Origin of the sequence: Arthrobacter sp. KN11-1C, assembly GCF_052180225.1 — a bacterium.
GTDB lineage: Bacteria > Actinomycetota > Actinomycetes > Actinomycetales > Micrococcaceae > Arthrobacter.
In genome coordinates, this window is the sequence record NZ_CP197467.1 from 2,678,168 (window position 1) to 2,704,072 (window position 25,905).

The 25,905-nt window shown below is 65.2% G+C and carries 22 protein-coding genes and 1 pseudogene; 14 read left to right on the top strand and 9 right to left on the bottom strand.

The window, feature by feature from the left end:
* Positions 1-38 precede the first annotated feature (38 nt).
* Both ACSBOX_RS12585 and ACSBOX_RS12590 read left to right on the top strand, forming a co-directional pair.
* Positions 39-194, top strand: a pseudogene (locus ACSBOX_RS12585) (antitoxin); the annotation flags it as partial.
* Between the two features lie 266 nt (positions 195-460).
* The gene (locus ACSBOX_RS12590) at positions 461-1,702 is read left to right on the top strand and encodes a benzoate/H(+) symporter BenE family transporter (protein WP_442542761.1); all 1,242 of its coding nucleotides are present in this window, start codon (positions 461-463) and stop codon (positions 1,700-1,702) included.
* On the opposite strand, the gene zapE is transcribed toward ACSBOX_RS12590, so the two are convergent.
* Positions 1,699-2,736: a cell division protein ZapE gene (zapE, locus tag ACSBOX_RS12595; protein WP_442542762.1), complete on the bottom strand. Its 1,038-nt coding sequence runs from the start codon at positions 2,734-2,736 to the stop codon at positions 1,699-1,701. The two genes, ACSBOX_RS12590 and zapE, sit on opposite strands and share 4 nt — an antisense overlap.
* A 210-nt stretch (positions 2,737-2,946) precedes the next feature.
* Here zapE and ACSBOX_RS12600 point away from each other — a divergent pair, with 210 nt between their 5' ends.
* From ACSBOX_RS12600 to ybaK, 3 genes are all read left to right on the top strand, one after another.
* Positions 2,947-3,870: a sulfurtransferase gene (locus ACSBOX_RS12600; protein ID WP_442542763.1), complete on the top strand. Its 924-nt coding sequence runs from the start codon at positions 2,947-2,949 to the stop codon at positions 3,868-3,870.
* Between the two features lie 88 nt (positions 3,871-3,958).
* Entirely contained in the window at positions 3,959-4,414 is a 456-nt protein-coding gene (locus ACSBOX_RS12605) for a SufE family protein (protein ID WP_442542764.1), read from the top strand.
* A gap of 17 nt (positions 4,415-4,431) precedes the next feature.
* Positions 4,432-4,923 carry a Cys-tRNA(Pro) deacylase gene (ybaK, locus tag ACSBOX_RS12610; RefSeq protein WP_442542765.1) on the top strand — a complete coding sequence of 164 codons (492 nt, stop codon included), beginning with the start codon at positions 4,432-4,434 and terminating at the stop codon, positions 4,921-4,923.
* A 30-nt stretch (positions 4,924-4,953) separates the two neighbouring features.
* Here the strand turns inward: ybaK and ACSBOX_RS12615 are convergent, their stop codons facing one another.
* Positions 4,954-6,195, bottom strand: coding sequence for an alpha/beta hydrolase family protein (locus tag ACSBOX_RS12615; RefSeq protein ID WP_442546025.1), 1,242 nt, complete (start codon positions 6,193-6,195; stop codon positions 4,954-4,956).
* Positions 6,196-6,345: 150 nt separating this feature from the next.
* Here ACSBOX_RS12615 and ACSBOX_RS12620 point away from each other — a divergent pair, with 150 nt between their 5' ends.
* From ACSBOX_RS12620 to ACSBOX_RS12660, 9 genes are all read left to right on the top strand, one after another.
* Positions 6,346-6,837, top strand: coding sequence for a hypothetical protein (locus tag ACSBOX_RS12620; protein WP_442542766.1), 492 nt, complete (start codon positions 6,346-6,348; stop codon positions 6,835-6,837).
* Between the two features lie 13 nt (positions 6,838-6,850).
* The gene (gene msrB, locus ACSBOX_RS12625; protein WP_442542767.1) at positions 6,851-7,342 is read left to right on the top strand and encodes a peptide-methionine (R)-S-oxide reductase MsrB; all 492 of its coding nucleotides are present in this window, start codon (positions 6,851-6,853) and stop codon (positions 7,340-7,342) included.
* A 206-nt stretch (positions 7,343-7,548) separates the two neighbouring features.
* Entirely contained in the window at positions 7,549-8,919 is a 1,371-nt protein-coding gene (locus tag ACSBOX_RS12630) for a DUF6421 family protein (RefSeq protein ID WP_442542768.1), read from the top strand.
* Positions 8,916-9,647, top strand: coding sequence for an SDR family oxidoreductase (locus ACSBOX_RS12635; RefSeq protein ID WP_442542769.1), 732 nt, complete (start codon positions 8,916-8,918; stop codon positions 9,645-9,647). The genes ACSBOX_RS12630 and ACSBOX_RS12635 overlap by 4 nt, the downstream gene beginning before the upstream one ends.
* A gap of 9 nt (positions 9,648-9,656) precedes the next feature.
* A complete protein-coding gene (locus ACSBOX_RS12640) occupies positions 9,657-10,769 on the top strand; it encodes a threonine aldolase family protein (protein ID WP_442542770.1) in 1,113 nt (370 codons plus the stop codon).
* A 61-nt stretch (positions 10,770-10,830) separates the two neighbouring features.
* Entirely contained in the window at positions 10,831-11,496 is a 666-nt protein-coding gene (locus ACSBOX_RS12645; protein WP_442542771.1) for a DUF3000 domain-containing protein, read from the top strand.
* A gap of 69 nt (positions 11,497-11,565) precedes the next feature.
* Entirely contained in the window at positions 11,566-12,918 is a 1,353-nt protein-coding gene (locus ACSBOX_RS12650; protein WP_442542772.1) for an HRDC domain-containing protein, read from the top strand.
* A 344-nt stretch (positions 12,919-13,262) separates the two neighbouring features.
* Positions 13,263-14,555: a thiolase family protein gene (locus ACSBOX_RS12655; protein WP_442542773.1), complete on the top strand. Its 1,293-nt coding sequence runs from the start codon at positions 13,263-13,265 to the stop codon at positions 14,553-14,555.
* Positions 14,552-16,702 carry a 3-hydroxyacyl-CoA dehydrogenase NAD-binding domain-containing protein gene (locus tag ACSBOX_RS12660; RefSeq protein ID WP_442542774.1) on the top strand — a complete coding sequence of 717 codons (2,151 nt, stop codon included), beginning with the start codon at positions 14,552-14,554 and terminating at the stop codon, positions 16,700-16,702. Before ACSBOX_RS12655 ends, ACSBOX_RS12660 begins: the two co-directional genes overlap by 4 nt.
* A 23-nt stretch (positions 16,703-16,725) precedes the next feature.
* On the opposite strand, the gene ACSBOX_RS12665 is transcribed toward ACSBOX_RS12660, so the two are convergent.
* The 7 genes from ACSBOX_RS12665 to ACSBOX_RS12695 all read right to left on the bottom strand — a co-directional run bounded on the left by ACSBOX_RS12665 (position 16,726) and on the right by ACSBOX_RS12695 (position 25,798).
* On the bottom strand, positions 16,726-17,829 hold the full coding sequence (locus ACSBOX_RS12665) for an FUSC family protein (RefSeq protein WP_442542775.1): 1,104 nt from the start codon (positions 17,827-17,829) through the stop codon (positions 16,726-16,728).
* Between the two features lie 13 nt (positions 17,830-17,842).
* Positions 17,843-18,931, bottom strand: coding sequence for a nucleoside hydrolase (locus ACSBOX_RS12670; protein WP_442542776.1), 1,089 nt, complete (start codon positions 18,929-18,931; stop codon positions 17,843-17,845).
* A 10-nt stretch (positions 18,932-18,941) separates the two neighbouring features.
* Positions 18,942-19,919 carry an aldo/keto reductase gene (locus ACSBOX_RS12675; protein WP_442542777.1) on the bottom strand — a complete coding sequence of 326 codons (978 nt, stop codon included), beginning with the start codon at positions 19,917-19,919 and terminating at the stop codon, positions 18,942-18,944.
* Between the two features lie 39 nt (positions 19,920-19,958).
* Positions 19,959-20,174, bottom strand: a complete 216-nt coding sequence (locus ACSBOX_RS12680) for a hypothetical protein (RefSeq protein WP_028266791.1) — start codon at positions 20,172-20,174, stop codon at positions 19,959-19,961.
* 29 nt (positions 20,175-20,203) lie between these two features.
* The gene (locus tag ACSBOX_RS12685; RefSeq protein WP_442542778.1) at positions 20,204-20,764 is read right to left on the bottom strand and encodes a hypothetical protein; all 561 of its coding nucleotides are present in this window, start codon (positions 20,762-20,764) and stop codon (positions 20,204-20,206) included.
* Between the two features lie 94 nt (positions 20,765-20,858).
* Positions 20,859-22,832, bottom strand: a complete 1,974-nt coding sequence (dxs, locus tag ACSBOX_RS12690; RefSeq protein ID WP_442542779.1) for a 1-deoxy-D-xylulose-5-phosphate synthase — start codon at positions 22,830-22,832, stop codon at positions 20,859-20,861.
* 152 nt (positions 22,833-22,984) lie between these two features.
* Positions 22,985-25,798, bottom strand: a complete 2,814-nt coding sequence (locus tag ACSBOX_RS12695; RefSeq protein WP_442542780.1) for an aconitate hydratase — start codon at positions 25,796-25,798, stop codon at positions 22,985-22,987.
* Between the last annotated feature and the right edge of the window lie 107 nt (positions 25,799-25,905).

Sequence of the window (25,905 nt, forward strand, 5' to 3'; positions counted from 1 at the left end):
CCTCGAAGAGGCATTTGACATCCCAGTCAAATTTTTCCTTGGCACCTCCAAGGTCTCGGGTTAGGATCGAAAACGGAGGAGCGAACTGGCTCCGGGATGGAAAGGAGGTGCCCGTGGGATTACTTGACGATCTGAAGGGCAAAGTTCAGGACCTCGTTGGTGGCAATGAAGAAGCCATCAAGGATGGCATCGAATAGGCCGCCGATTTTATCGACGACGCGACGCGGTTCAGAGAGCCGCTTCCAAGTTCGTGGGCAACCTCGACGGTTTGCTGTAAGGGCCTCGGCCCGGACAGCTCCCTCCGCCAATGAGGCTCCGTAGCCGGTTCAACCGGCCAGAGCTCCCGAATACAGTTACGTCAACGGGGCACCGGTCCCGCCGCGAGGCGCCGCCGGTGCCCTTGGCGTTTAACCTCCGGGTCCTCGGCAGACGGGCCGCGGCTCCGGTAACGTGAGGGACTATGCCAGCGTCACCTCTCCACACCGGACAGACACGTCCAGCGCCCGCTTCGAGGCAGCTCTCCCGTCCGCTCGTGGCCGGAATCGTGACCGCGCTGGTCGGCTTCACTTCATCCTTCGCCGTGGTGCTCGCCGGCCTCAGGGCGGTGGGGGCCACTCAGGAACAGGCCGCCAGCGGGCTGCTTGCCCTCACTCTGACCTTCGGGGTCGGAGTGCTCTGGCTGTCCTGGCACTCGCGCCTTCCGGTCACGCTTGCGTGGTCGACGCCCGGCGCCGCTTTATTGGCCGGAGCCGGAGTGCCCGACGGCGGGTGGCCGGCCGCCGTCGGGGCCTTCCTTGTCGCTGGGGTGCTGATCGCCCTGACGGGGCTCATTCCGGCCCTCGGCAAGCTGATGGCGAAGATTCCCACGGCCCTCGCCCAGGCGATGCTTGCTGGAGTGCTGCTGTCCCTCTGCCTTGCCCCGTTCAAGGCCTTGGGCACCGCTCCCCTGCTGGTGGCTCCCGTGATCCTCTGCTGGCTCGTCATGATGAAGCTGGCGCCCCGCTGGTCGGTCCCTGCCGCATTGTTGGTGGCGCTGGCCGTCATTGGAATCTACATCGTGGCTAACGGAGTGGGCATTCCCACGAGCCGGTTGTTGCCCGAGTTGCAGTGGACCACTCCCGCTTTCACGCTGAGCTCGGTGGCCGGCGTCGCCTTGCCCTTGTTCATTGTCACCATGGCATCCCAGAACATTCCGGGTGTGGCCGTGCTGAAGTCCTTCGGCTACACCGTCCCATGGCGCCAGTCGATGCTGGTGACCGGGGCAGGGACAGCGCTGGGGGCTCCCTTTGGTGGACATGCGATCAACCTGGCCGCACTGAGCGCCACGCTGGCAGCCGGGGAAGAAGCGGGTGAGGACAGGGGCCGGCGCTGGATCGCGGCCTTCACGTCAGGCCTTGCCTACCTCGTGTTGGCAGGGTTCTCCGCCGCACTGGTGACCGTCGTGGCGGCGGCACCACCAGGGCTCCTGGAGGCCGTCGCAGGATTGGCCCTGCTGGGCACCTTGGCCTCCGCCATCGCTTCTGCGCTGGCCATCGCCGAAGAACGCATCGGAGCCTCCGTGACGTTCCTGATTGCAGCCTCGGGCCTCAGTTTCGCGGGAATCGGCGCCGCGTTCTGGGCACTCGCCGCCGGAATCCTGGTGCGTTGGGTCCTGAAAACCAGGGAATCCCTGGCCCCCAGAACTAAAACGGGGCCTGTTTAGGACGGCTCGTGGTTTTGGCCCTCACGCGCCAGGGCGGTCAGTCGGGACACGGCGCGGAAGTACTTCTTCATGTACCCGCCGGTCATCATTTCCTCGGTGAAGAGCTTGTCGAAGGGGACGCCGCTGGCAAGGATCGGGACGTCCTTGTCGTACAGGCGGTCGGCCAGCACCACGAAGCGCAGGGCGACGGCCTGCTCCGTAATGGTTGCGACATCGCGCCAGACAACCGCGTCGATTCCTGCGATCAGCTTGCGGTAACGGCTGGGGTGGACACCCGCGAGGTGGTCGATCAGGCCGCGGAAGTCATCCACGGCCACTGTCTGGCCATCGAACTCGGCGTGCATCTGGCGCTTGAGGTCTTCGGTCTTCAAGGGTGCCGGGGCTGCCGGCAGTCCGCGGTGCCTGAAGTCTTCGCCGTCGATCCTGACAACATCGAACTGGTCCGCGAGGACCTGGATCTCCCGTTGGAAGTCGACGGCGGCAAAGCGGCCGTCGCCCAGGGAACCAGGCAAAGTGTTGGACGTGGCAGCGAGCTTCACACCGGCGTCGGACAGTTCGCGCATGAGGCGGGACATCAATACCGTGTCGCCCGGATCGTCAAGCTCGAATTCGTCAATGCAGACCAGCTTGTAGCTGCTCAATGCCTCCACGGTCTTGCGGAAGGACAGGGCGCCCACCAGGTTGGTGTACTCCACGAACGTCCCGAAGGCTTTCGGCCCCGGCGCCGAGTGCCACAAGGAAGCCAGCAAGTGGGTCTTTCCGACGCCGAATCCGCCGTCGAGATAGATGCCCGCCCTGGTGTTGACCTTCTTGCTGAAAAGACGTTTGAAAAGGCCGTCTCCGTCGCCGGCTCCCACCGTCTCCCCGAACGCTTCCAGGGCCCTGACCGCCGCGGCTTGGCTGGGCTGGTTCGGGTCCGGCCGGTAGCTCTTGAAGGACACCTCTCCGAACCGTGGCGAAGGGTAGAAACCCTTGAGAATCTCATCCGCTGAGACCGCCGGCGTGCGCGCGGCGAGCTGTTCGATCTGTACCAATGCGGTCCGTTCTTCGTGTCGTAAGTCCCCAGCAAGAATACCGGCAATGACACGCCCCGGACGGACACGTGATGAAGGCCATATTTCACCATATGAACGGGGAGGAGCTTTAGTCCCCGGCCCTCGATACTGTGGGATTAATGCCCGGGCTCTTCCTACTCGCCCGGCGCCGCCCGGTGTCAGTGAAAGTGTCAGTGAAAGGCCATACCAATGTCCTACCCCGTTGAACAGAACGAGAAGTTCGCCGCGTACGCCCACCCGGAACGACTGGTGTCCACCGAGTGGCTCGCCGCCGCCCTTGAAGGCGGTGCGCTCGGCGACGGCAAGCTGGTTGTTGTCGAATCCGACGAAGACGTCCTCTTGTACGAGACCGGCCACATCCCTGGTGCAGTCAAGATCGACTGGCACACGGACCTGAACGATGAAGTCACGCGGGACTACGTCGACGGTGAAGCGTTCGCAGCCTTGGCCGCCGCCAAGGGAATCTCGCGGGACTCCACCGTGGTGATCTACGGCGACAAGTCCAACTGGTGGGCCGCTTACGCCCTCTGGGTATTCACCCTCTTCGGCCACGAAGACGTCCGGCTCCTGGACGGTGGCCGCGACAAGTGGATCGCCGAAGGCCGCGACATCACCACCGACGTCCCCCAGCCCGCCGCGGGCGAGTACCCTGTGATCGAACGCAACGACGACCCGATCCGCGCCTTCAAGGACGATGTCCTGGCTCACTTCGGCAAGCCGCTGATCGACGTCCGCTCCCCCGAGGAATACACCGGCCAGCGCACCCACATGCCGGCCTATCCCGAAGAGGGCGCCCTGCGCGGAGGCCACATTCCCACCGCAGCCTCCATCCCGTGGGCACGCGCCGCCGCCGAGGATGGCACCTACCGCAACCGGACCGAACTTGAGGACCTCTATCTTGGGGAAGCCGGCCTCACGGAAGGCGACGACGTCGTGGCCTACTGCCGCATCGGCGAGCGTTCCAGCCACACCTGGTTCGCGCTGAAGTACCTGCTTGGCTTTGAAACGGTCCGCAACTACGACGGTTCCTGGACCGAGTGGGGCAATGCAGTGCGCGTCCCGATCGCAAAGGGCGCCGAGCGGGGCTCCGTCCCCGCACTCGCCGGAAAGTAGTCCGGACCTCCGTGCCTTGCCATCCCGGCGCGACCATATTGAAGCAACAAGGAGCCAGACCGGACCGGACCTGCGTAAGCTGGAAGTGATGAGTACCAATACTTTGCCCGCCGCACTGGCGGAAATTGTCGATGACTTCCAGGCACTGACCGAGCCCGATCGCCTTCAGCTGTTGCTTGATTTCTCGCGCGGGCTCCCGGCCTTGCCGGAACGGCTGCTGGACCACCCCGAGCTCCTGGAGCAAGTGGTGGAGTGCCAGTCACCCCTGTTCCTGACCATTGAGCAGGAAAAGACCCCCGACGGCGTCGCGTACCGTTTGTACTTCAAGGCACCGCCGGAAGCGCCCACCACGCGCGGCTTCGCGGGGGTTTTGCACGAGGGCCTGGACGGGCTGACTGCCGCAGAGATCCTGGCTGTTCCCGACGACATGCCGGAATTGCTGGGCCTCACCCGGGCCATCACGCCGCTGCGCATGCGCGGCATGACGGCCATGCTGGGGCGGATCAAGCGCAAAGTCGCCGCGGCAGACCGCTTGATGTCCTGATCCGGGATACTCCGGGAATGGCCAAGAAACAGGCTTCACAGGGAACGCCGGCCACAGCCGTACTGGCTGCGGCCGGCGTTCCTTTCACGCTGCACCCCTATGCGCACGATCCTTCGACGCCCAGCTATGGCCTTGAGGCAGCCAATGTCCTCGGCATCGATCCCGAGCGGGTCTTCAAGACTTTGATGGTGGACGTTGACGGCAAGCTGGCGGTCGGCATCGTTCCGGTCAGTGGCACGCTGGATCTCAAGGCCATCGCCGCGGCTCTCGGATCGAAGAAGGCCACCATGGCCGATCCCAAGATGGCCGAGCGGCGCACCGGCTATGTCCTGGGCGGAATTTCACCGCTGGGCCAACGCCAAGCATCGCCCACGGTACTCGACGAATCGGCGATGGCCTTCGGCACGATCCTCGTCTCGGGTGGACGCCGTGGCCTGGACATTGAGCTGGATCCCGCAGACCTTATTCGGCTGACCGGCGCCCGGACTGCACCGATCGGCAGCCCCTAGCAAGGGCAGGGAGCGCAGGCACCAAAGCTCTCAAGCCGACGCCGGCCCGCCACGCGGCGTGAGCCGTGGCGCCAACCACGAGCGCACCAGCCGCTCCCACTTCTGCGGATCCACGTTCCACTCCTTCGTGTGGCGGGCGCCGTCGAAGGGTTCAAAGGTGACCATGTCCGGATTCTTTTCGGCGAGGCTGGCCGAGGGTTCGTAGGGAACATACTCATCATCCACACTGTGGATTACGAGCGTCGGAGTCCGCAGTTCGACGGCGCGGGTGTCCCAGTCCATTGCCTTCAAGTCGACGGGCGCGGCGAGGCCGGTGAGGCGTCGGCCCAACGGGTGCCCCAATATCAGCTGCCCGTAGCGGCCGACGGCGTAGGGAATCCTGTTGATCTGTGCGTGGTGTGCCAGGACGTTGACCCAGTTGATGACGGGTGCGTCCAGGACCATGGCCCTGATCACGTGGCGGTTGTGAGAAAGATCGGCCGTCTGCAGGCAGATTGCCCCGCCCATCGACCAACCGAAGAGGACCACTTCGTGCGCACCATGGGCGAGCGCATAGTCAATGGCGGCGTCGACGTCGTGCCATTCCGTGGAACCCAGGCCGTAACGCCCGTCGGGGGCCGACGGCGCCAGTCCGTCGTTCCGGTACGAAACCAGGAGGCTGTCGAGGCCGAGTTCGCGCGCGGTGCGCACGGCGCGCAAGCCTTCGAGCCGGGTAGCCCCACGGCCATGGACCATGATCGCCCACACCTTCGAGGGCTTCCCGGCGCCTGAGGGAACCAGCCACGCAGGCGCCTGGCCACCCTCGACGTCGATCTTTATGTCTTCCGAATCCAGGCCAAGCGCCGCCGGGGAGTCATAGACGGCACCGCTCCACCATGCGCGCCGGGCTGTCGCCAGGTCCCCGCTGTAGACTTCCTCGACTTCGCGCTGCACCGTCCGCTCGGCGGGCGAATAGGACACGATCCGTCCGATCCGCGCGAACCCGGTCCCGTCCGCGAAGTAGAGGCTGAACACGCCGTCGACGGTGGTGTCCGGGGTAGCTGCGAGGATGACCTGAAGCCCTTTGTCACCGCGCACCACCGCCAACACCTCCTGGTCGGCTTCGCGCGTCGAAGGGGTGATGACCCGCCGGGCGAAATAGGCGGCGAGCGCGGAAGACCCTGCGCCGAGCAAACCGGCGATGCTGCTTCCGGCAACGATCCCGGCAACGGCCCATTTGGCGCGGGCGGACATTTTCGCACCGTTCTCAACGGTCGGAGCAGCTCGGGTCATGGATGCCATATGACCATTCTCCCGGTTGCGGGGCAGTGTTCCGAACAGCGCCCCCTGTGGCGTTTCCTTCAGGGAGCCAACGTCACGGCAACAACAGAATTGCCGCGCCAAACCATGCGTCCCGGCGCAGCTCAGGTCTACGCTGTAGCCATGAGCGAACCAATCGTGATCCTTACCGAAGAGCCTCTCGGCCCGGACGACCGCGTCAATATTGCCAAGCTGATCGACGGCGGAGACTCGCCCCTGGTGGTGTTGGTGCCGGCGAACACGGAACGGCACTTGTTGGTGGACTTCCTGGAGAACCTCTCGTTGCTCGAAGTCGCCAAGGCCTTCCGGGACCTGCTCGCGGAGGCGCCGGATCCACAATCCGAGCGGACCCAGGCCGCCGAGGCACTGTCGGCGTCGCTCGCGGCCTTGGATGGTCTGGGCAGCGGGGTCACAGGTGAAATCGTCGACGGCGGTGCGGTGGCCGGATTGGTGTCCAAGGTCAAGGCCCTCAACGCGGCACAGGCAGTTGTGGTCACCCGCCCGCACGCGATTGCCGATACCTTCCACACAGACTGGGCGAACAAGGCCCAGGACCAGTTGGGGCTGCCGGTGCTGCATCTCTATGCGGGTTCGGGATTTATCGGCGACTCGTGAGCGTTGAGAGAGCATGAGCACTGCAGACAACAGGAAGTACTTCCAAGCCGCGGATCCCTTGGCCGGGGTTCCCCTCCAGGATGTCCCGAAGGACGGGCAATGCGTGGAGAAAACAGACGCGGAGTGGCGCCAAGAGCTCACTCCGGAGGAGTTCAGGGTTCTGAGGCAAGCGGGAACGGAACGCCCCTACACCGGCGAGTACTGGGACACCCATACGGCAGGCGTGTACCAGTGCCGGGCATGCGGCGCGGAGCTATTCACCAGCAACGAGAAATTCGATTCCCATTGCGGCTGGCCGTCCTTCTGGGCACCGCTCGCGGAAGGCACGGTCCGGTACATTCATGACCGCACGTTGGGAATGGAACGGGTGGAGGTCCGTTGCGCCACGTGCGATTCGCATTTGGGACACGTTTTCGAGGGTGAAGGCTACGGCACGCCGACTGACCAGCGGTATTGCATCAACTCCGTTTCGCTCAAGCTCGTCGAATCCCCGCCACAGCAGTAGCCGCGGATAGTAGCCCGGGATAGTCGCCCCGGGCAATCTACCGGCAGTCCCCGGCATCCAGCCCGCCCCGGGCTGGATCTTCCGGGGGCTGCCGGAACCACTTGCACAAGAGTTTCTTATGCTCATGCCACTTTTGAATTAGCTACTCTGACTGCTTGCTACGCTCACCTCAGAACAATGATTCTTGAGGAAAGGCACCGTCGAAGATGACCACCACCGCTACCACCACCCGTCCGCGCATCACGTCGGACAACCGGGACTGGATCTCCCTGAAGGCCGCAGCCACCGCGCTGCAGACCTTCCAGAGCCAGGACGGTTCCATCCAGGATTCCCTCCACCATGAGGCTGCCCGGGCGTACACCGCAACGATCATGGAAGCCATCAAGAGCCTGGCTCCCGCGTTCCCGCACGACGCCGCCTATCTCGACCTCCTGGTGGAAGATTTCGGCCGCTGGGCCGACGCCGGCTTCGGAGTTCCGGACTTCCTCGACTCACTCCTGGCGTTCCAGCCGCAGGAGCACCGCGAAGACGGGCTCCAGCACCTCGTGGTATTCCCCATGTACACCCAGAACGGCAGCACGAGCCGCCTCGTGGAAGCCGTCCTGATCGAGGTGATCTGGCCCGAGTTCATCGGCGCATTGGAGGCCGGCGACTACTCCAACAAGCTGTTCGTCCCGATCCGCTTCCTGGACTTCACTCCCGGCTACGACACCAATTCCGCCGTGCTCTTTCCCGAGACCGTCGCAGTGCGCGAAACGCCCACCTTTACGTGGGGCGCCATCTTCGCCGACCGCGAGGCCGCACGATTCCGCCGTGTCCTCAAAGCGGCCGCCGCAACCACGTCCCTTGAGCTGCCCGCGGATGCCGCCGAGCTCCTGGATGACCAGGAACTCACGCAGCGGACGTTCGTCATGTGGGACCTGATCCACGACCGCACCCACATGCGCGGCGACCTTCCCTTCGATCCGTTCATGATCAAGCAGCGGATGCCGTTCTTCCTCTATTCGCTCGAAGAGCTCCGCTGCGACCTGACAGCCTTCCGCGAATCCGTCCGGATCGAGAAGGACGAGGACGCTTCCCCCGACTCCCGGCGCCACGCGAAGCTCGTGCAGTACGCGGTCATCTTCGACCGCATCTTCCGGTTCGCCATCACCGGCAACCGGGTCCGCAATTACGACGGCCTGGGCGGCCAGCTCCTCTTTGCTTGGATGCACCAGCACCACGTCCTGCACTGGACCGACAGCAAGCTCAGCATCGACTGGGACGAGGCGGCCGACGTCGTCATCGAGCTCGGTGCCCGGATCGAAGAACTGTACTGGCGCTCCATCGACCGCCCCAAGGCCGCCCACTGGCTCGCAGCGTATAAGCTCATTTCCGGTACGGTCACTCCGCACCCGGCTTCGGTCTGGGCGAAGGGACCAGAGGCACTGCCGCTCGACGGGCCGCCCCGCGGCCTCACCGACCAGGTCCTCGACGACGAATTCCCCCTGTCCATGTTCTACGAAGCACTGGAGAAGAAAATGCGTCCGATCATCGAATCAACCACCGGTATCACCGGGCAGACCGCAGCCTCATGACCAGCGACCCGCTGACTATCGTCGTCACCGGCGGCAGCAACTCCTCCGGCATCGCCGTGGCCCGCGCCTTCGCCCAGGCCGGGCACCGGGTCTTCACGATCGGCTCCAACGAGGCCCGCATCCAGGCCGCCGCGGCCGAGGCAGGCAACGACGTCACTCCACTGGTGTGCGATCTTTCCCGGCTGGAGTCCGTGCGCGGACTTGCCTCGGAGATCCACCAGAGCACGGAAAGGGTCGACGGCGTCATCCACCTGGTAGGTGGGTGGCGCGGCGCCAAGGGAATCGAAGACCAACCGGACGAAGACTGGGCCGCGCTCGAGCAAAGCGCCATCACCACCCTGAGGAACGTTTCCCGGGTTTTCTACAAGGATCTCGCTTCCTCTCCCATGGGACGTTTTGCCATGGTGAGTTCGACGGCGGTCGCCGCACCTACAGCCGGAGCCGCCACCTACGCGGCGGCCAAGGCTGCAGCAGAGGCCTGGACCCTGGCCATGGCCGACGGGTTCCGTCGCGATCAATCCGGGAACAAGGACGAACCCATCGAACAACACAGCGCAGCCGTGGTCTTCGTGGTCAAGTCGCTCCTGGACGCCGCAATGCGGAGGGAACATCCAGAGCGGAAATTCCCCGGGTACACGGACGTCGACGAGCTGGCGGCGGCCGCCGTCGGGCTCTTCGACAAGCCGGCAGCGGAACTGAACGGACAGCGCCTCCTCCTGGCCAAATAGACTGAAAGCGTGAATGAACAAGTGACGAGCACTACAGAAGAATTCCCGGCTGCCCTCGAGACGGAAGCCAGCGGACGCCTCCACGATCCCTCCGTCCGCGGTTTCGCCTCGGACAACTACTCAGGGGTCCACCCTGAAATCCTGGCGGCCCTCGCCGCAGCCAATGGCGGCCACCAGGTCTCTTACGGGGAGGACCAATACACGGAACGGCTCCAGGAAGTCATGGAGGAGCACTTCGGTGCAGGCATCGAGTGCTTCCCCGTCTTCAACGGCACGGGGGCGAACGTGTTGTCCCTGCAGTCACTGTTGCCGCGCTGGGGTGCCGTCATCTGCGCCTCGACCGCCCACATCAACATGGACGAGAACGGCGCGCCGGAGCGGATCGGCGGCATCAAACTGCTCCAGGTCCCCGCTGTGGATGGCAAGCTGACCCCCGAGTTGATCGACCGCGAAGCCTGGGGCTGGGGCGACGAGCACCGTGCGCAGCCTCTGGCCGTCTCCATCACGCAGACCACGGAGCTCGGCACGTGCTACACGCCGGAAGAAATCCGGGCGATCGCCGACCACATCCATGCCAAGGGCATGAAACTGCACATGGACGGCGCACGGCTCGCCAATGCCGCCGCCCACCTTGGGGTGCCGTTGCGGGCCTTCACCCGCGACGCCGGCGTGGACATTTTGTCCTTCGGCGGCACCAAGAACGGGCTGCTGTTCGGCGAAGTAGTCGTTGCCCTGAATCCGGAGGCCGCCCACGGACTGAAGTTCCTTCGCAAGATGAACATGCAGCTGGCCTCCAAGATGCGCTTCATTTCGGTCCAGTTCATCGCGCTTCTGGAGTCCGGGCTGTGGCTGAGGTCGGCGGAACACGCCAATGCCATGGCGTCACGGCTGCGTGCGGCCGTGGACTCCATCGAGGGTGTGGCGCCAACCCAGGCCACGGAGTCCAACGGCGTCTTCGCGGTGCTTCCCGCCGGCGTCGCGGACCGCCTGCGCTCCTCCTTCAAGTTCTACGACTGGAACGAAGCGAACCGCGAGGTGCGCTGGATGTGCTCCTTCGACACCACGGAAGAGGACATCGATTCCTTCGTTGCCGCAATCAAGCGCGAACTGGCGTCCGCATAGGGCATGGGACGGGGCGGCGTGGCTTCAAGGTTTCGCCGCCCCTGACACATAATCTGCGAAGGTGAACGCACTCGCACAGGTTCCCCCGGATTTCTTGCATGCGTTGGGAACGCTACGAAAAGCAAAGTGCCGGAGCGAGCTGCGCCTCGCGGAAATCCCGGCGCCCTCCCGCCTGGCGCCCTTCGCCGTGGCCTTGGGAGCAGAAGTCTTCAGCCGGTCGACGCGTCCCGGCCGGACCCCTGTCCATGGCCTCGCTGCCATGGCATTTTCGACCGAGAACACCCCGGGCTCCCCCGGTGCGGCCGATGACGAAGACGATGAGCTCGCAACAGGCCGGTTCATCTTGCTCCACGATCCCGATGGCTCGGCTGTGTGGGACGGGCAATTCCGGATCGTCACCTACATCCGGGCACAGCTCGAAGCCGACATGGGCAACGATGCCATGCTCGGTTCCGTGGCCTGGACGTGGCTCGTTGACGCCTTGGAGAACCATTCAGCCCAGTATCGGGCCGCGGGCGGAACGGCCACGCGCATCCTGTCCGAGAGTTTCGGCACATTGGCCGAAAGGCCGGAAACCATCGACATCGAACTCCGCGCCTCATGGACACCTGCGTCTTCCGATGTCCAGGCCCATTTGGAGGCCTGGTGCGACATGGTCTGCACATTCGCGGGGCTTCCTCCCCTGCCTCCCGGCGTCACGCCCTTGCCGAACCGGAGGCTCACATGAAGCCTTTGACGGTCCGCTGGAAGCTCCGGCCGGACCGGCCGGGCACAGAGTCGGTAAACTGAAGGCACCATGACCCCTGAAAATCTGGAACCCACCACGGCCGGCGCTCCGGCTGCTGATCCCACACCACACATCACGGTAGACGGCTTTGAAGGCCGGATACCCGAGATCATCGATCTGGATGCCCCGCGCGAGGGCGTGCCCCTTGTCATCGACACCCTGTCCGGCCTGGAGCGGTGCGCCGCCGCCATCGCCGCAGGATCCGGCCCCGCCGGGGTCGACGCCGAGCGGGCCTCCGGCTTCCGCTACGGCCAGCGCGCCTTCCTGGTGCAGATCAGGCGCGACGGCGCAGGAACGTGGCTGATCGACCCCGAACCCTTCGATGACTTGAAAATCATCAACGAGGCGCTGCGCGGCGTCGAGTGGATCCTGCATGCCGCGACGCAGGATCTCCCGTGCCTGGCCGAGCTCGGCATGTGGCCCGACAAGCTCTTCGACACGGAACTCGCCGCACGCCTTGCCGGCCTGCCTCGCGTCGGCCTTGCAGCCGTCATCGAGCAGCTCCTCGGCTTCGGCCTTGCCAAGGAACACTCGGCCGCAGACTGGTCCACCCGCCCCCTCCCCGAACCGTGGCTGCGATACGCGGCCCTCGACGTCGAGGTGCTCGCCGAACTGCGGGAAGAACTCATCGAACTACTGGAAGCGGACGGCAAGCTCGAATTCGCCGAACAGGAATTCGCCGGCATCCTCGGAGCAGGCCTTCCGGTCCCGCGGGTGGACCCGTGGCGCAAGACTTCCGGGTTGCACCAGATCCGCGACCGCCGTCAGCTGGCTGCCGTACGTGAGCTTTGGTACGAACGGGACCAGCTCGCACGCAAACGGGATGTTGCACCCAGCCGCCTCATTCCCGATTCAGCCCTGGTCGCAGCGGCCAAGGCCATGCCGGCGACCGTTCCGCAACTCCTCGCCACCAAAGGCTTCCACGGGCGGGCAGCACAGCGCGAAGCACCACGCTGGCTGCGCTGCATCGCCGGCGCGCGGAACACCGAGGACCTTCCGCCGCTGCACCTTCCAACCAACGCTCCCCCGCCGCCGCGTGTCTGGACAGACCGCGACCCGGACGCCGCGGCGCGCTTGGGCACTGCCCGGCCCCGGCTTCAGGAGGCGGCCGATGGGCTCAAACTTCCCGTGGAGAACCTGCTCACTCCCGATTACATGAGGCGCGTCCTGTGGCGGCCGCCGTCGGACATCACCGTGGAGTCCGTCTCGGAAGAGCTGCGCGCCCTCGGCGCCCGCGAGTGGCAAATCGCCATCACGGCGCCGATCCTCACCGAGGCGTCACTGAATCCGCAACCGTTGCCACCCAAGGAGCCCAAAGAGCCGCGGAACCCGGCTTCCAAGGAACGCACCCCCGCCCCGTAGCGGAAGGTCCCGCCTGCCCCTTCCGACGCCCGCTCACAAACAAACCCCTCCAACGCGACCCCCGCTCACAAACAAACCCCTCCAACGCGACCCCCGCTCACAAACAAGCCCCTCCAACGCGACCCCCGCTCACAAACAGGCCCTACGAGCACACCCTTCGCTCAATGATGTGAGCGAGGATCCGCCGAAAGGCCCACATACGTGAGCGAGGGTGCGGCGAAAGGCGCTCATATGTGAGCGGGGTCTCCTTGCGCGCTAAGTTACTGGCGAGTAACATGGCCGTGAATGAGACCGGCTTCCCCCGTGAGGGCTGTCCGGCATCCATGTCTCAACGAGGAGCCACAATGAGCCAAACCGGAAACAGCGCCAAGCCGCGTACAGTCCGCGACGTCGTCTTCGTGGATGGTGTCCGGACGCCGTTCGGCAAGGCGGGCGACAAGGGAATCTATGCGGGCACCCGGGCCGACGACCTCGTGGTCAAATGCATCCGCGAACTGATGCGCCGCAACCCGAGCCTGCCCGCCGATCGCGTCGACGAAGTCGCCATCGCCGCCACGACGCAAACCGGCGACCAAGGCTTGACCATCGGCCGCACCGCCGCCCTCCTGGCGGGCCTCCCCCGCAGCGTGCCCGGCTTTGCCATCGACCGCATGTGCGCGGGTGCGATGACCGCGGTCACGACGACGGCGAGCGGCATCGGTTTCGGCGCGTACGACGTCGTGATTGCCGGCGGCGTGGAGCACATGGGCAACCACCCGATGGGCGCCGGCGCGGATCCCAACCCCAGGTTCATGTCCGAGCGGATCGTGGACCCGGCCGCCCTGAACATGGGCAACACCGCCGAGAACCTCCACGACCGTTTCCCGTCGATCACCAAAGAGCGGACGGACACGTACGCAGCGGCGTCCCAGGCAAAGCTTGCCACGGCTTACGGCAAGGGCCAGATCCAGCCCGACTTGGTTCCGGTCGCCACGATGAAAGCCGGACAGGGGTGGACAGTGAACACCGTCGACGAGCCGCCGCGCCCCGGCACTACGGTGGACGACCTCGCGGAACTGCGCACCCCGTTCAGGGCCCATGGCCGGGTCACCGCGGGCAACGCCGCCGGTTTGAACGACGGCGCGACGGCGGCAGTCCTCGCCTCCGCCGAAGCCGCCGAGGAGCTCGGCCTGTCCGTGAAGATGCGCTTGGTTTCCTATGCCTTCGCCGGCGTCGAGCCCGAAGTCATGGGCATCGGACCGGTTCCGGCCACCGAAAGGGCCCTCAAGAACGCCGGACTCGGGATCGAAGACATCGGCCTCTTCGAGATCAACGAGGCCTTCGCCGTTCAGGTGCTGAGCTTCTTGGACCACTTCGGAATCGCCGACGACGACCCGCGCGTCAACCGCTATGGCGGGGCGATCGCCGTCGGGCATCCCCTCGCGTCGTCCGGCGTGCGGCTCATGAACCAACTGGCCCGCCAGTTCGAGGAAGACCCGTCTGTCCGGTACGGCATCACCACCATGTGCATCGGTTTGGGAATGGGCGCCACAGTAGTCTGGGAGAACCCACGTCACGCGGACTACCAGAGCTACAACAGCTACAACAGCGAGACCGAGACCTCCGTCGACACTGAGAGCAAGGGAGCCGCAGCATGAGCGCCGCAGAATTCCAGAAACTGGCCGGACTGTTCCCGGACGAGACCGTGACCCACTCCTACGTGCAGGACATCGAACTCCCCGGCGGTGCCGGAACGTTCGCCCTGATCACCCTGGACAATGGCCTGGACCACACCAAGCCCACCACCCTCGGACCCAACACCCTCGTCGAGCTCGGGACGGTCCTTGAAAGGCTCAAGGACCGCGCTGCACGCGGCGAGATCGTCGGCGTCGGCGTCACGGGCAAGCCGTACTTCCTGGTAGCCGGAGCGGACCTCTCGGCGGTCAAGCAGCTCGAAGAGCGCGAACACGGCTTGTGGATGGCCCAGCTGGGCCACGACGTCTACGCGACGCTCGCCGATCTGGGTGTTCCCAGCTTCGCCTTCATCAACGGCGTCGCGCTCGGTGGCGGCCTCGAGATCGCCCTCCAGTCCACCTACCGCACGGTCTCGACGGGCGCGGGCGCCCTCGCTTTGCCCGAAGCGTTCATCGGGCTTGTCCCCGGCTGGGGCGGCGTCTACATCCTGCCGCGACTCATCGGCCCGGAAAACGCCGTCAAGGTCATGATCGAGAATCCGCTGAGCAACAACCGCACTCTCACCGGTCCGCAGGCATTCCAGCTGGGCATCGCCGACGCCATCTTCGAACCCGCGGATTTCGTGGAGCAGTCCATCGCCTGGGCCGCGAAAGTGATCGCGGGCGAGCTCGTCCCGGAGCGGAGCAACTCCGTGGACCCGGAGGATCCCGCCGTTGCCGAACGCTGGGCCGGCGCCGTGGCTGCGGGCCGGGCCTTCGTGGAGGCCAAGACTTCAAACGCATCACCGGCTCCAGCCAAGGTGCTGGATATCCTCGAGGCCAACCGGACCATGGCCAAGGCGGAATCCGCGGCCCTGGAATGCGAGACGCTCGCAGGATTGATGCAAACGGACGAGTTCCGTTCCACGGTCTACGCCTTCCTGGACCTCGTGCAGAAACGGTCCAAGCGGCCTGCCGGCGCGCCCGACCGCAAGCTCGCGCGTCCGGTGACGAAGATCGGCGTCGTCGGTGCCGGCCTGATGGCGAGCCAGCTCGCGCTGCTCTTCGCACGGCAGCTCAAAGTGCCTGTGGTCCTGACGGACATCGACCAGGAGCGCGTGGACAAGGGAGTTGCCTACGTCCACGCGGAGGTGGACAAACTGCTCGGCAAGAAGCGGATCAGCTCCGACGCCGCCAACAGGACCAAGGCCCTGGTCAGCGGCTCCGTCTCCAAGGAGTCATTCGCCGACGCCGACTTCGTCATTGAGGCCGTCTTCGAAGAACTCAACGTCAAGAAGCACGTCTTCGCCGAAGTGGAGGCCATCGTCTCCGCCGAATGCATCCTCGCGAGCAACACGTCTTCGCTGTCAGTGACTGCCATGGCCGAAGATCTGCAGTACCCGGAGCGCCTGGTCGGTTTCCACTTCTTCAACCCCGTTGCGGTCATGCCGCTCCTGGAGATCGTGCGTGCTCCGAAGACCGACGACGCCGTGCTGGCCACCGCGTTCGAGCTCGCCAAGGGCTTGAAGAAGACAGCCGTGCTGGTCAAGGACGCCGCCGCTTTCGTCGTCAACCGGATCCTGCTGCGGCTCATGGGCGAAGTCATTGCCGCATTCGACGAAGGCACGCCGGCGGAAGTGGCCGATTCGGCGCTGCGACCCATGGGCCTGCCGATGAGTCCGTTCACCCTCAGCGCGATGGTGGGCCTTCCGGTCGCCCAGCACGTCCAGGAATCGCTGCACGCTGCCTTCGGCGAGCGCTTTGCGGTGTCCCAGAACCTGCAGAAGCTGGTTGACAATGGCGTGAAGTCGCTCTGGGCTCCGGGTCCTGACGGGAAGCCGGCCATCCCGGCGGAGACGTTGGCGCTCATGTCCTTCGGCAGCACCCCGTCAACGGCCGAGGAAGTCCTGCGTCGCACCCAGGACGCCCTGGCCGAGGAAATCGGACTCATGCTGTCCGAAGGCGTGGTGGCCGGCCCCGAAGACATTGACCTCTGTGTGATCCTCGGAGCTGGCTGGCCGATGTTCCTGGGCGGGATCACGCCGTATTTGGACCGGGTTGGCGCCTCCGAGCGTGTCAACGGCAAACGCTTCCTGGCCCCCGGGATCGCTTCGAAGCCGGTAGCCGGGTAGCTCCCGGCTAGTCGTGACTTCGGCTATGCCGCCTGCCGCGCACCGCGCCAGGCGGCATAGCCGATGACCAGCGAAATGGTGCAGCCAATGGTCGTGTCGATCAGCCGCTCGCCGAGGAGCGACGAAGAAAGCGGGTGTCCGAGGCCGCTGAGCACCGCGACAAGCGGGGTCATGACCAAGGCATACGCCGTGTAGTTGGCGGCCTTGAGGTATTGCCGGGCTGCCCCGACGACGCAGATGATGCCGACCGTTGCCCAGATCGGAAGGGCGCCGAGGAGCAGTCCGCCCACCAGGACGCCCAGCGCCGTACCCAGGCCTCGCTGGACGGTGCGCGCAAGTCCGGCCCGGTGGTCGCGCTGCACCACGAGGACGACCGTCAGCAGGATCCACTGGGAGTGCGGGCCGCGCACGAGAATGGCCACCACCTGGGCGGCGATCATGCAACTTGCCAAACGCAGCGTGTACTGCCACCCGGACAGGGTTGCCATCCGGCGTCGCCATGCCCCGAGGTCCTTGTGCCAGGAACGCCGCGCCGGGGCCACCTCCGCGGCGGTTTTACCCAAGAGGTGGTATTCGACGCCGAACACCAGCAGCGTCAACAAGCTTCCCCCGAGCGCACCGGCAGCGAAGAACCACAGCAGGGTTTCGATCGGGACCGCACTTGAGGCGAGGGAGGCACCGATGATCATGAAGACGATGGCCTGGGTGCTCGCCTTGGCTGCGCTCGGCCGCAGACCGCCAAAGATCGTAGCGATGGCAGCGAGCGTGACAATGAGGATGCCACCCCACGGCTGAAAGACGGTGCTCAGCATGCCGGCGGCCGCCCCGCAGGCGCCGGCAAGCGAAGTGTTGAGCAGATCCAGGGATCTGTATTTCAGGCCGCCCACGTGGCCGCTTCCGGAGACGAGCAACGCGCCGAGCGCGGCAACCATTCCCGCCCCGATGTCGCCAAGGACGAGCCCCAGGACGATCGGCACCCCGAGGGAAAGTCCCGCCGTCACGACATGGACCAGGTTGAGCTCTACACGTTTCCAGCGCGTCGCGTCGACAATCACGTCGCGTCCTGCGCTGGAAGCGCGCTTGAGGTGGTGACGCCAGCGCGGCGGTGCCGCCAACGGATCCGTCATGCTCCACCTCGTTTCAGGGACGTTCCCGTCCGCTCGTCTCTGACAGCCTCCGGGCAAGGCCGCCCAATGAGCTCACCAGTTCGGCGAAGGCTTCGCTTGGGTGGTTTTCCGAGACGATCCGCGCGTTGGGAGGCTCGCCCCACAGTCCGCGGAAGTCCGCCACAGTGGTTCCGACGAGCCTGGGGGCTGCTGTCTCGATGTGCACTGTCGCCGTCCGGGTGCTGTACCGAGCGGTGCCCGCGGCGACTGATGCTGCGAAGTAGTCGTGGATGTGAGCCACGTAGCCTTGGTCGTAGCGGCGATGGAACTCGAAGTAGAAGCGCAGCATATCGCTGACGTGCCGCACGAGTTCGTTGGACGCGGTGCTGCGCCGCCCCTCCGGCTGTTCCGGAAGGACAAGTTCCGGCTCCGTGCAGCCTGCCTCGGAAGCCAAGGCGGCCACGTGTTCGGGTGTCATTTCGATCCGTTCCGTGGTCTCCAGGGCGCACACCACCGGCAGCCGCTCCTCGGGAATCCCGGAGAAGGCCGCAAACACCTCCGCGGCTGCGTGCGGATCAACGTGGGTGTTCCACTCGGCGGTGGGCGTCGTGTTCCCCTGGTAGTAGTAGCTGCCACCCATGATCACGACGCCGCGCAGCAGCTCCGGCAGCCGCGGCTCGGCCCGCAGGGCGAGGGCGAAGTTGGTGAGGGGCGCCGTCAGCAGCGCGGTCAGCTCCCCCGGCCGTGACCGGGCCGCTTCGACCCAGAGTTCGACGGCGTCGACGTCGTGCACTTTTCCGCGCGGTTCCGGCAACTCGGCGTAGCCGACGCCTTGGGGCCCGTGGGTTTCCGGCGTCGTGGTCAGCGGGATCCGCAGCGGCGCCCGGGCGCCGATGGCAACGGGCACGTCGGGGCGGCCGCACAGCTCGAGCAGGGACAGGTTGTTGCGTGCCACTTGCTCCGCCCCGACGTTGCCCGGAGTGCTGCTCACGGCAACGAGCTCCACCTGCGGCTGGCTGCACAGATAGGCCAGGGCGAGGGCGTCGTCGATTCCCGTGTCGCAGTCCACCAGCAAGCTCACGGGCTCGCGTCGGGCTCCAGCTGCTGACTGCTCCCCGCTCATGGAACGCTCCTTAGAAGAGGGCAACCTTGGGCGTACGCGGGAAGATGTCATCCATTTCGGCGCGTTCTTCGGCTGTGGGTACCCAGCGCACCGCCTTCGCGTTTTCGACGATTTGCGCCGGGCGGGTGGCTCCCGCAATAACGCTGCTGACCGCGGGTTGGGCGGCCAGCCAGGAGAAGGCCAGCTGCAGTTCGTTCAGGTCCCGCTCCTTGGCGAACTGGCTGAACCTGCCCAGCTGGACCCAGTCGGCGTCGTCGACCATGTTGGTCCGCGTGTGGCTGAGGCGGGATCCTTCCGGGGCGTTGCCTGGAGCGTACTTGCCCGTCAGGAGGCCGTTCGCCAAAGGGAAATACGGCAGGACGCCGAGTCCGAAAGCCTGGGCGGCCGACAGCACTTCGAGTTCCGCGCGGCGGTCCAGCAGGTTGTAGTGGTTCTGCGTCGAAATGAACCGCGCACCGCCCTGCATCCGGGCGACGTACTCGGCTTCCGCGATCTGCCAACCCGCACGGTTGGAATGGCCGATGTACCGGACCTTGCCGCTTGTCACGAGGTCGTCGAGGGCTGCGAGGGTCTCGTCAACCGGGGTGAGGAGGTCCGGGGTGTGGTACTGGTAGAGATCAATCCAGTCGGTGCCGAGGCGGCGCAGCGACGCCTCGGCGGCCTGGACGATGTAGCGGCGCGATCCGCGCCCGCCGAAATCGTTGCCGTTGGCGCCGTGCATGTCCATGCCGAATTTCGTGGCCACGATCGCGTCGTCCCGGCGACCTTTCAGGGCGGTGCCCAGCATGGTTTCGCTGAGGCCGGGCTCCCGGCCATAGACGTCCGCAACATCGAAAAGGGTCACCCCGGCATCCAAGGCGGCATGCACTACCGCGTTGGTGCCTTCCTGCGATTCCGTGGCCGTATTGGCCCGGCCGAGATTGTTGCACCCCAAACCAACTACTGAGACGGTCAATCCGGAATTTCCAAGACGGCGATATTCAGTCATGGTTTCACCCTACAACGCCCACGGGGGCCGGTCCGCCGCTCAGGATCCGAAGGCGATTCCTGCTTCTTCCATCGCGTCGTGCAACTGGGCCATGACCTTGGGACCCATGCCGTGCAGGGCCGCCACCCGCCCCTCACCGAACTCGGCGAGTTGTTCAAGGGTTTCCAGACCCTCGTGGGCTAGTGCCCTCCGTGCCGGAGCGGACAAGCCCTTGGGCAGCGGAGTGTGTCCGGGCCAGTTGCTCTTGGGCGCCATGTTTGTCCCTTCGAAGCGGGAAGTAGTCCTTAGAGGGTAAAGCCCGCACCGGTTTTCGGCGAGTGTTTTACTTTGAATGCGGTGGGTTCGGCATGGGGTGCCGCCGCGATGCTCAGCTTCGTGAAGTCCAGGTCTTCTCCCCGGATGCACACTTTGATGGCGTTGACGGCCTTGTTGACGTCCGGGCACAGGCAGAAAATGTTGAGCTTCGAGTCGCTGATATCGGAACGGTCCACGGTACCCAGGCCCCGCCAGGCCAGTTCGCTCGTCAACGCGGCCTTGGCCTTGCGTTCGAGGTAGCGGTCGCGGTCGGTGCCGTCCTTCGTCTTCAGCGCAATCTGCGCGACCACCCAGAACTGCTCAGTCTCGGGAATCTCCGCATAGCCGTCTTCTTCGCATTGCGCGGCAAAGGCCGTCATGAGTCCTTTGACGGCGGATTCGTCCTCGACGTCCGTTTCGTCAGTGCTGCTCTGGTGTCCTACGACCCCGTGGTTGATGACGAACTGCTTGAATTCGTCGTCATACCAAGCCTCCCGGAAATGCAGGACCGCCTCGTCGTCGCGCTTGTACGTGCGGATGATGCCGCTCATGCTCGTCCTTTACTAGACCACTCCGGGCAGGTGTTGACTGGACCTGCGCCGCCGAAGGGGTGCTTGATTGTTGAATACCGCCCGGAACCGCCGCTCACAGCGTGGGAAGGCTGCCCGTCGTGGGATGCTCTTGTCCCGGCAAGGGCCGCGCGAAAGGCACCTTTGTCCCCAGAACCTGCGCGACGACGTCGTGGGTTATCTGTTGGGCGGTGAGCCCCACCCGCTCGAGAACCTGGCTCCTGGTTCCGTGCTCGAGGAACTCGACCGGAAGCCCCACTTCGTTGAGGGCCGTGTCCACGCCGGCCGCGCGCATCTCCTGCCGGATCCTGGAGCCGACGCCGCCCGCGCGGACACCGTCTTCGATGCAGATCACCAAACGGTGCCGCGCCGCGAGGGCAATGATGGACTTGCGTACCGGCAGGAGCCACCGCGGATCCACCACGGTGGAACTGATGCCTTGGGATCCGAGCCGGGACGCGACGTCGAGGGCGAGTTCGGACATCGCGCCGACGCTGACAATCAGGACATCGTTCTCCGTGGAGCCTTCGGGGCGGCGCGCCAGCACGTCGACGCCGTCGGAAAGCCGTTCGATCGCCTCGATCTCGCTTCCTACGTTGCCCTTGGAGAAGCGCACCACGCTGGGTGCGTCGGCGATGGCAACCGCTTCGCGGAGTTCTTCCCGCAGGCGGCTGGCATCCCGGGGAGCCGCGAGATGCAGCCCTGGAACGATCTGGACCATCGCCATGTCCCACATGCCGTGGTGGCTGGCCCCGTCCGGGCCGGTGACTCCGGCGCGGTCCAACACGACCGTCACCCCCGCTTTGTGCAGGGCGACGTCCATGAGGAGTTGGTCGAAAGCACGGTTCAGGAACGTCGCGTAAACGGCGACGACGGGGTGCAGTCCGCCAAAGGCCATGCCTGCGGCCGACGTGAGGGCGTGCTGTTCGGCGATGCCGACGTCGATCACCCTTTCCGGGTGCCGTTCCGCGAACTTGTGCAGCCCGACGGGAATCAGCATGGCCCCGGTGATGCCGACGATGTCTTCGCGCTCGTCGGCAATGTCCGCGATTTCCTCGGCGAACACCGAGGTCCACGAGCGTGCCCCGCCGGCTTCGGTGGGTTCGCCGGTTTCGGGATCGATGATTCCGACGGCGTGGAACTGGTCCGCCTCATTGGCGAGGGCGGGCGCGTAGCCGTGGCCCTTTTCGGTCATCGCATGGACGATCACCGGGCCGCCGTAGTTCCGGGCAGTGGTGAGCGCGTGTTCAAGGGCCCGCATGTTGTGGCCGTCAACCGGGCCGATGTACTTCATGCCGAGGTCTTCGAACATGCCTTGCGGAGCCCACCAATCCTTGATGCCCTTCTTCATGGCATGCAGGCTCCTGTAGGTGAACTGGCCGATCGGGCCGCCGCTTTGGAGCTTTTTCTTCCACCAGTCCAGCACCACCTCGTAGGTGGGAGCTGCCCGGAAGGAATCGATCGTGGGGCGCAGGGAAGCGAGGTAGTCGGCAAGGCCGCCGACGGTGGGGGCATAGGAACGCCCGTTGTCGTTGACGACGATCACCACGCGGCGTCGCTTGTCCGCGGCAATGTTGTTGATCGCCTCCCACGCCATGCCGCCCGTCAGGGCGCCGTCACCGACGACGGCGACAACGCAGCGATCGCCCTCGCCGGTCAGCTGGCGGGCCCGGGAGATACCGTCCGCCCAGGACAAGGACGAGGACGCGTGGGAGCTTTCCACGATGTCGTGCTCGGACTCGGCACGATCGGGGTAGCCGGACATGCCGCCTTGCTGCCGGAGGGTGCTGAAATCCTGCCTGCCGGTCAGCAATTTGTGGACGTAGGACTGGTGGCCGGTGTCGAAAACGATGCTGTCGCGCGGGGAATCGAAGACTTTGTGGATGGCCATGGTGAGCTCCACCACGCCGAGGTTCGGTCCGAGGTGACCACCTGTTTGGGCGACGTTGGTGATGAGGAAAGTCCTGATCTCGCCTGCAAGCTGCTCCAACTGCTGGCTGGTGAGCTTGCTCAGGTCCTGCGGGTTCCGGATTGTCTCCAAAAGTCCCAACGGCCCCTCCTTAGGGTGATTGACGTGCTATACAACTCTAACGCCTTGACCGGAACCAAGCCGCAGGAAAGGCTACAGCCCCGGCCGGTCGATGACCAGACGGGGCTGTAGCTGTTGCCTTTCAGCCCAGGCGGGGCCTGCGCTGAATTCGGCTAGTGTGCCGAGATTTGGCGCAGGACGTACTGCAGGATGCCGCCGTTGCGGTAGTAGTCCGCTTCGCCCGGGGTGTCGATGCGCAGCACGGCGTCGAAGGACTTTGTGCTGCCGTCCTCCGCTGTTGCCGTGACCTTGAGCGTCCGCGGCGTCGTGCCGTTGTTCAGCTCGGTGACGCCCTCGACGGCGAACGTTTCCGTGCCGACCAGGCCGAGCGACGCAGCAGTCTCGCCCGCCGGGTACTGCAACGGGAGGACGCCCATGCCGATGAGGTTGGAGCGGTGGATGCGCTCGTAGCTTTCGGCGATGACCGCCTTCACGCCCAGGAGCGCGGTTCCCTTGGCAGCCCAGTCACGGGACGAGCCGGAGCCGTATTCCTTGCCGGCCAGGACTACCAGCGGGGTGCCGGCTGCCTGGTAGTTCTGTGCAGCGTCGTAGACGTAGGCCTGCGGGCCGTCGGCCTGGGTGAAGTCGCGGGTGAAGCCGCCCTCGACGCCGTCGAGCAGCTGGTTCTTGATGCGGATGTTCGCGAACGTTCCGCGGATCATGACCTCGTGGTTGCCACGGCGTGAACCGTAGGAGTTGAAGTCCTTGCGCTCCACGCCGTTGGCCAGAAGGTACTGGCCTGCCGGGGTGTCCGACTTGAAGGAACCGGCCGGGGAGATGTGGTCCGTGGTGACGGAGTCTCCCAGCTTCAGCAGGACACGGGCTCCGGCGATGTCCGTTACAGGTTCCGGCTGCGCCTTCATGCCTTCGAAGTACGGGGGCTTCCGCACGTACGTGGACTTGGCGTCCCAAGCGAAGGTGTCGCCTGCCGGGGTGTCGAGTGCCTTCCAGCGGTCGTCGCCGTCGAAGACGCCTTCGTAGCCGCGGGCGAACATTTCCTTGTCGATCGAGGAATCGATGACCTTCTGGACCTCGACGGGGTTCGGCCAGATGTCCTTCAAGAAGACATCGTTGCCGTCCTGGTCCTGTCCCAGCGGATCGGCGTCGAAGTCGAAGTCCATGGTTCCGGCCAGGGCGTAGGCGATGACCAGCGGCGGGGACGCCAGGTAGTTCATCTTGACGTCCGGGTTGATGCGGCCTTCGAAGTTGCGGTTGCCGGAGAGGACAGCGGTGACGGAAAGGTCGTTGGCCTGGATGGCCTCGGAGATCTCGGCGTCGAGCGGCCCGGAGTTGCCGATGCAGGTTGCGCAGCCGTAACCCACGATGTAGAAGCCGAGCTTCTCCAGGTAGGGAGTCAGGCCGGACTTCTCGTAGTAGTCGGTGACAACCTTGGAGCCGGGAGCGACCGACGTCTTGACCCACGGCTTGGACGCGAGGCCCTTGTCAACGGCGTTGCGGGCCAGCAGCGCGGCAGCCAGCATCACCGAGGGGTTGGACGTGTTGGTGCAGGACGTGATCGAAGCGATCGAAACAGCACCGTGGTCGAGTTCGAATTCGCGGCCGTCAGCTGTTGTGACGCTCACCTTGGTTGACGGACGACCGTTGGACTTCGGGCCGTGCGAGTGCGGAGCTACGTCGGCCAGGTGCGTCGCAGTGGCGGTGAACGACGGCGAATCGGAGGCCGGGAAGCTCTCGTCGATCGCTTCGTCCAGGCTTCCGTCGGCCAGGTCTTCCTTCACGTAGTTGCGCAGGTCCTCGCGGAACTGGGCCTTGGACTCCGTGAGGATGATCCGGTCCTGGGGACGCTTCGGACCCGAGATCGAGGGAACAACCGTGGACAGGTCGAGCTCGAGGTACTCGGAGAACTTGATCTCGTGCGACGGATCGTGCCAGAGGCCCTGTTCCTTCGCGTAGGCCTCGACCAAGGCAACGTTCTGATCGGAGCGGCCGGTGAGGCGCAAGTACTCGAGCGTGACGTCGTCGATCGGGAACATCGCTGCCGTGGAACCGAATTCCGGGCTCATGTTGCCGATGGTGGCGCGGTTGGCCAGCGGCACGGCCGCAACGCCTTCGCCGTAGAACTCCACGAACTTGCCGACCACACCGTGGTTGCGCAGCTGCTCGGTGATGGTCAGGACGACGTCGGTGGCGGTGGCGCCGGCGGGGATGGAGCCCGTGAGCTTGAAGCCCACAACACGCGGGATCAGCATGGAGACGGGCTGGCCGAGCATGGCAGCTTCGGCTTCGATGCCGCCTACTCCCCAGCCCAGCACGCCCAGGCCGTTGACCATGGTGGTGTGGGAGTCGGTGCCGACGCAGGTGTCGGGGTAGGCACGGAGGACGCCGTCGACTTCGCGGGTCATGACGGTGCGTGCCAGGTATTCGATGTTGACCTGGTGGACGATGCCGGTTCCCGGGGGAACAACCTTGAAGTCGTCGAAAGCCGTCTGGCCCCAGCGCAGGAACTGGTAACGCTCGCCGTTGCGCTGGTATTCGATCTCCATGTTGCGCTCGAGGGCGCCGGAGTTGCCGAAGGCGTCGATCTGCACGGAGTGGTCGATGACCATCTCGGCCGGAGCCAGCGGGTTGACGCGCTTGGGGTCGCCGCCGAGGTCCTTGATGGCTTCACGCATCGTGGCAAGGTCAACGACACAGGGAACCCCGGTGAAGTCCTGCATGATGACTCGGGCCGGGGTGAACTGGATCTCGGTGTCTGGCTGGGCATTCGGATCCCAGCCGGCCAGGGCGCGGACGTGGTCGGCCGTGATATTGGCGCCATCTTCCGTCCGCAGGAGGTTTTCAAGCAATACTTTAAGGCTGAACGGAAGGCTGTCTGCGCCCTCAACGGAGTTCAACCGGAAAATTTCATAATCGGTGCCGGCTACATTCAGTACGCCTTTGGAACCGAAGCTGTCCACAGTGCTCATGGCAGGACTCCTCTCGCAACAGCTTTCATCTTTGTCGCGTGGTTGACCGCTAGCTAGTTAGGCAAACCTAAGCTAAGCAACTGCCGGCCGGTGGAGAAGTGAAGCGC

What these genes read in the sequence shown, in the direction of transcription:
- ACSBOX_RS12620 (WP_442542766.1), top strand. Translation starts at nt 6,346, where the DNA reads ATGAGCGAACCAATCGTGATCCTTACCGAAGAGCCTCTCGGCCCGGAC.
- ACSBOX_RS12685 (WP_442542778.1), bottom strand. Translation starts at nt 20,764, where the DNA reads ATGAGCGGCATCATCCGCACGTACAAGCGCGACGACGAGGCGGTCCTG.
- ACSBOX_RS12635 (WP_442542769.1), top strand. Translation starts at nt 8,916, where the DNA reads ATGACCAGCGACCCGCTGACTATCGTCGTCACCGGCGGCAGCAACTCC.
- ACSBOX_RS12665 (WP_442542775.1), bottom strand. Translation starts at nt 17,829, where the DNA reads ATGACGGATCCGTTGGCGGCACCGCCGCGCTGGCGTCACCACCTCAAG.
- ACSBOX_RS12670 (WP_442542776.1), bottom strand. Translation starts at nt 18,931, where the DNA reads ATGAGCGGGGAGCAGTCAGCAGCTGGAGCCCGACGCGAGCCCGTGAGC.
- ACSBOX_RS12590 (WP_442542761.1), top strand. Translation starts at nt 461, where the DNA reads ATGCCAGCGTCACCTCTCCACACCGGACAGACACGTCCAGCGCCCGCT.
- ACSBOX_RS12695 (WP_442542780.1), bottom strand. Translation starts at nt 25,798, where the DNA reads ATGAGCACTGTGGACAGCTTCGGTTCCAAAGGCGTACTGAATGTAGCC.
- ACSBOX_RS12615 (WP_442546025.1), bottom strand. Translation starts at nt 6,195, where the DNA reads ATGACCCGAGCTGCTCCGACCGTTGAGAACGGTGCGAAAATGTCCGCC.
- ACSBOX_RS12605 (WP_442542764.1), top strand. Translation starts at nt 3,959, where the DNA reads ATGAGTACCAATACTTTGCCCGCCGCACTGGCGGAAATTGTCGATGAC.
- msrB (WP_442542767.1), top strand. Translation starts at nt 6,851, where the DNA reads ATGAGCACTGCAGACAACAGGAAGTACTTCCAAGCCGCGGATCCCTTG.
- ACSBOX_RS12600 (WP_442542763.1), top strand. Translation starts at nt 2,947, where the DNA reads ATGTCCTACCCCGTTGAACAGAACGAGAAGTTCGCCGCGTACGCCCAC.
- ACSBOX_RS12675 (WP_442542777.1), bottom strand. Translation starts at nt 19,919, where the DNA reads ATGACTGAATATCGCCGTCTTGGAAATTCCGGATTGACCGTCTCAGTA.
- ACSBOX_RS12630 (WP_442542768.1), top strand. Translation starts at nt 7,549, where the DNA reads ATGACCACCACCGCTACCACCACCCGTCCGCGCATCACGTCGGACAAC.
- ACSBOX_RS12655 (WP_442542773.1), top strand. Translation starts at nt 13,263, where the DNA reads ATGAGCCAAACCGGAAACAGCGCCAAGCCGCGTACAGTCCGCGACGTC.
- ACSBOX_RS12680 (WP_028266791.1), bottom strand. Translation starts at nt 20,174, where the DNA reads ATGGCGCCCAAGAGCAACTGGCCCGGACACACTCCGCTGCCCAAGGGC.
- ACSBOX_RS12650 (WP_442542772.1), top strand. Translation starts at nt 11,566, where the DNA reads ATGACCCCTGAAAATCTGGAACCCACCACGGCCGGCGCTCCGGCTGCT.
- ybaK (WP_442542765.1), top strand. Translation starts at nt 4,432, where the DNA reads ATGGCCAAGAAACAGGCTTCACAGGGAACGCCGGCCACAGCCGTACTG.
- ACSBOX_RS12660 (WP_442542774.1), top strand. Translation starts at nt 14,552, where the DNA reads ATGAGCGCCGCAGAATTCCAGAAACTGGCCGGACTGTTCCCGGACGAG.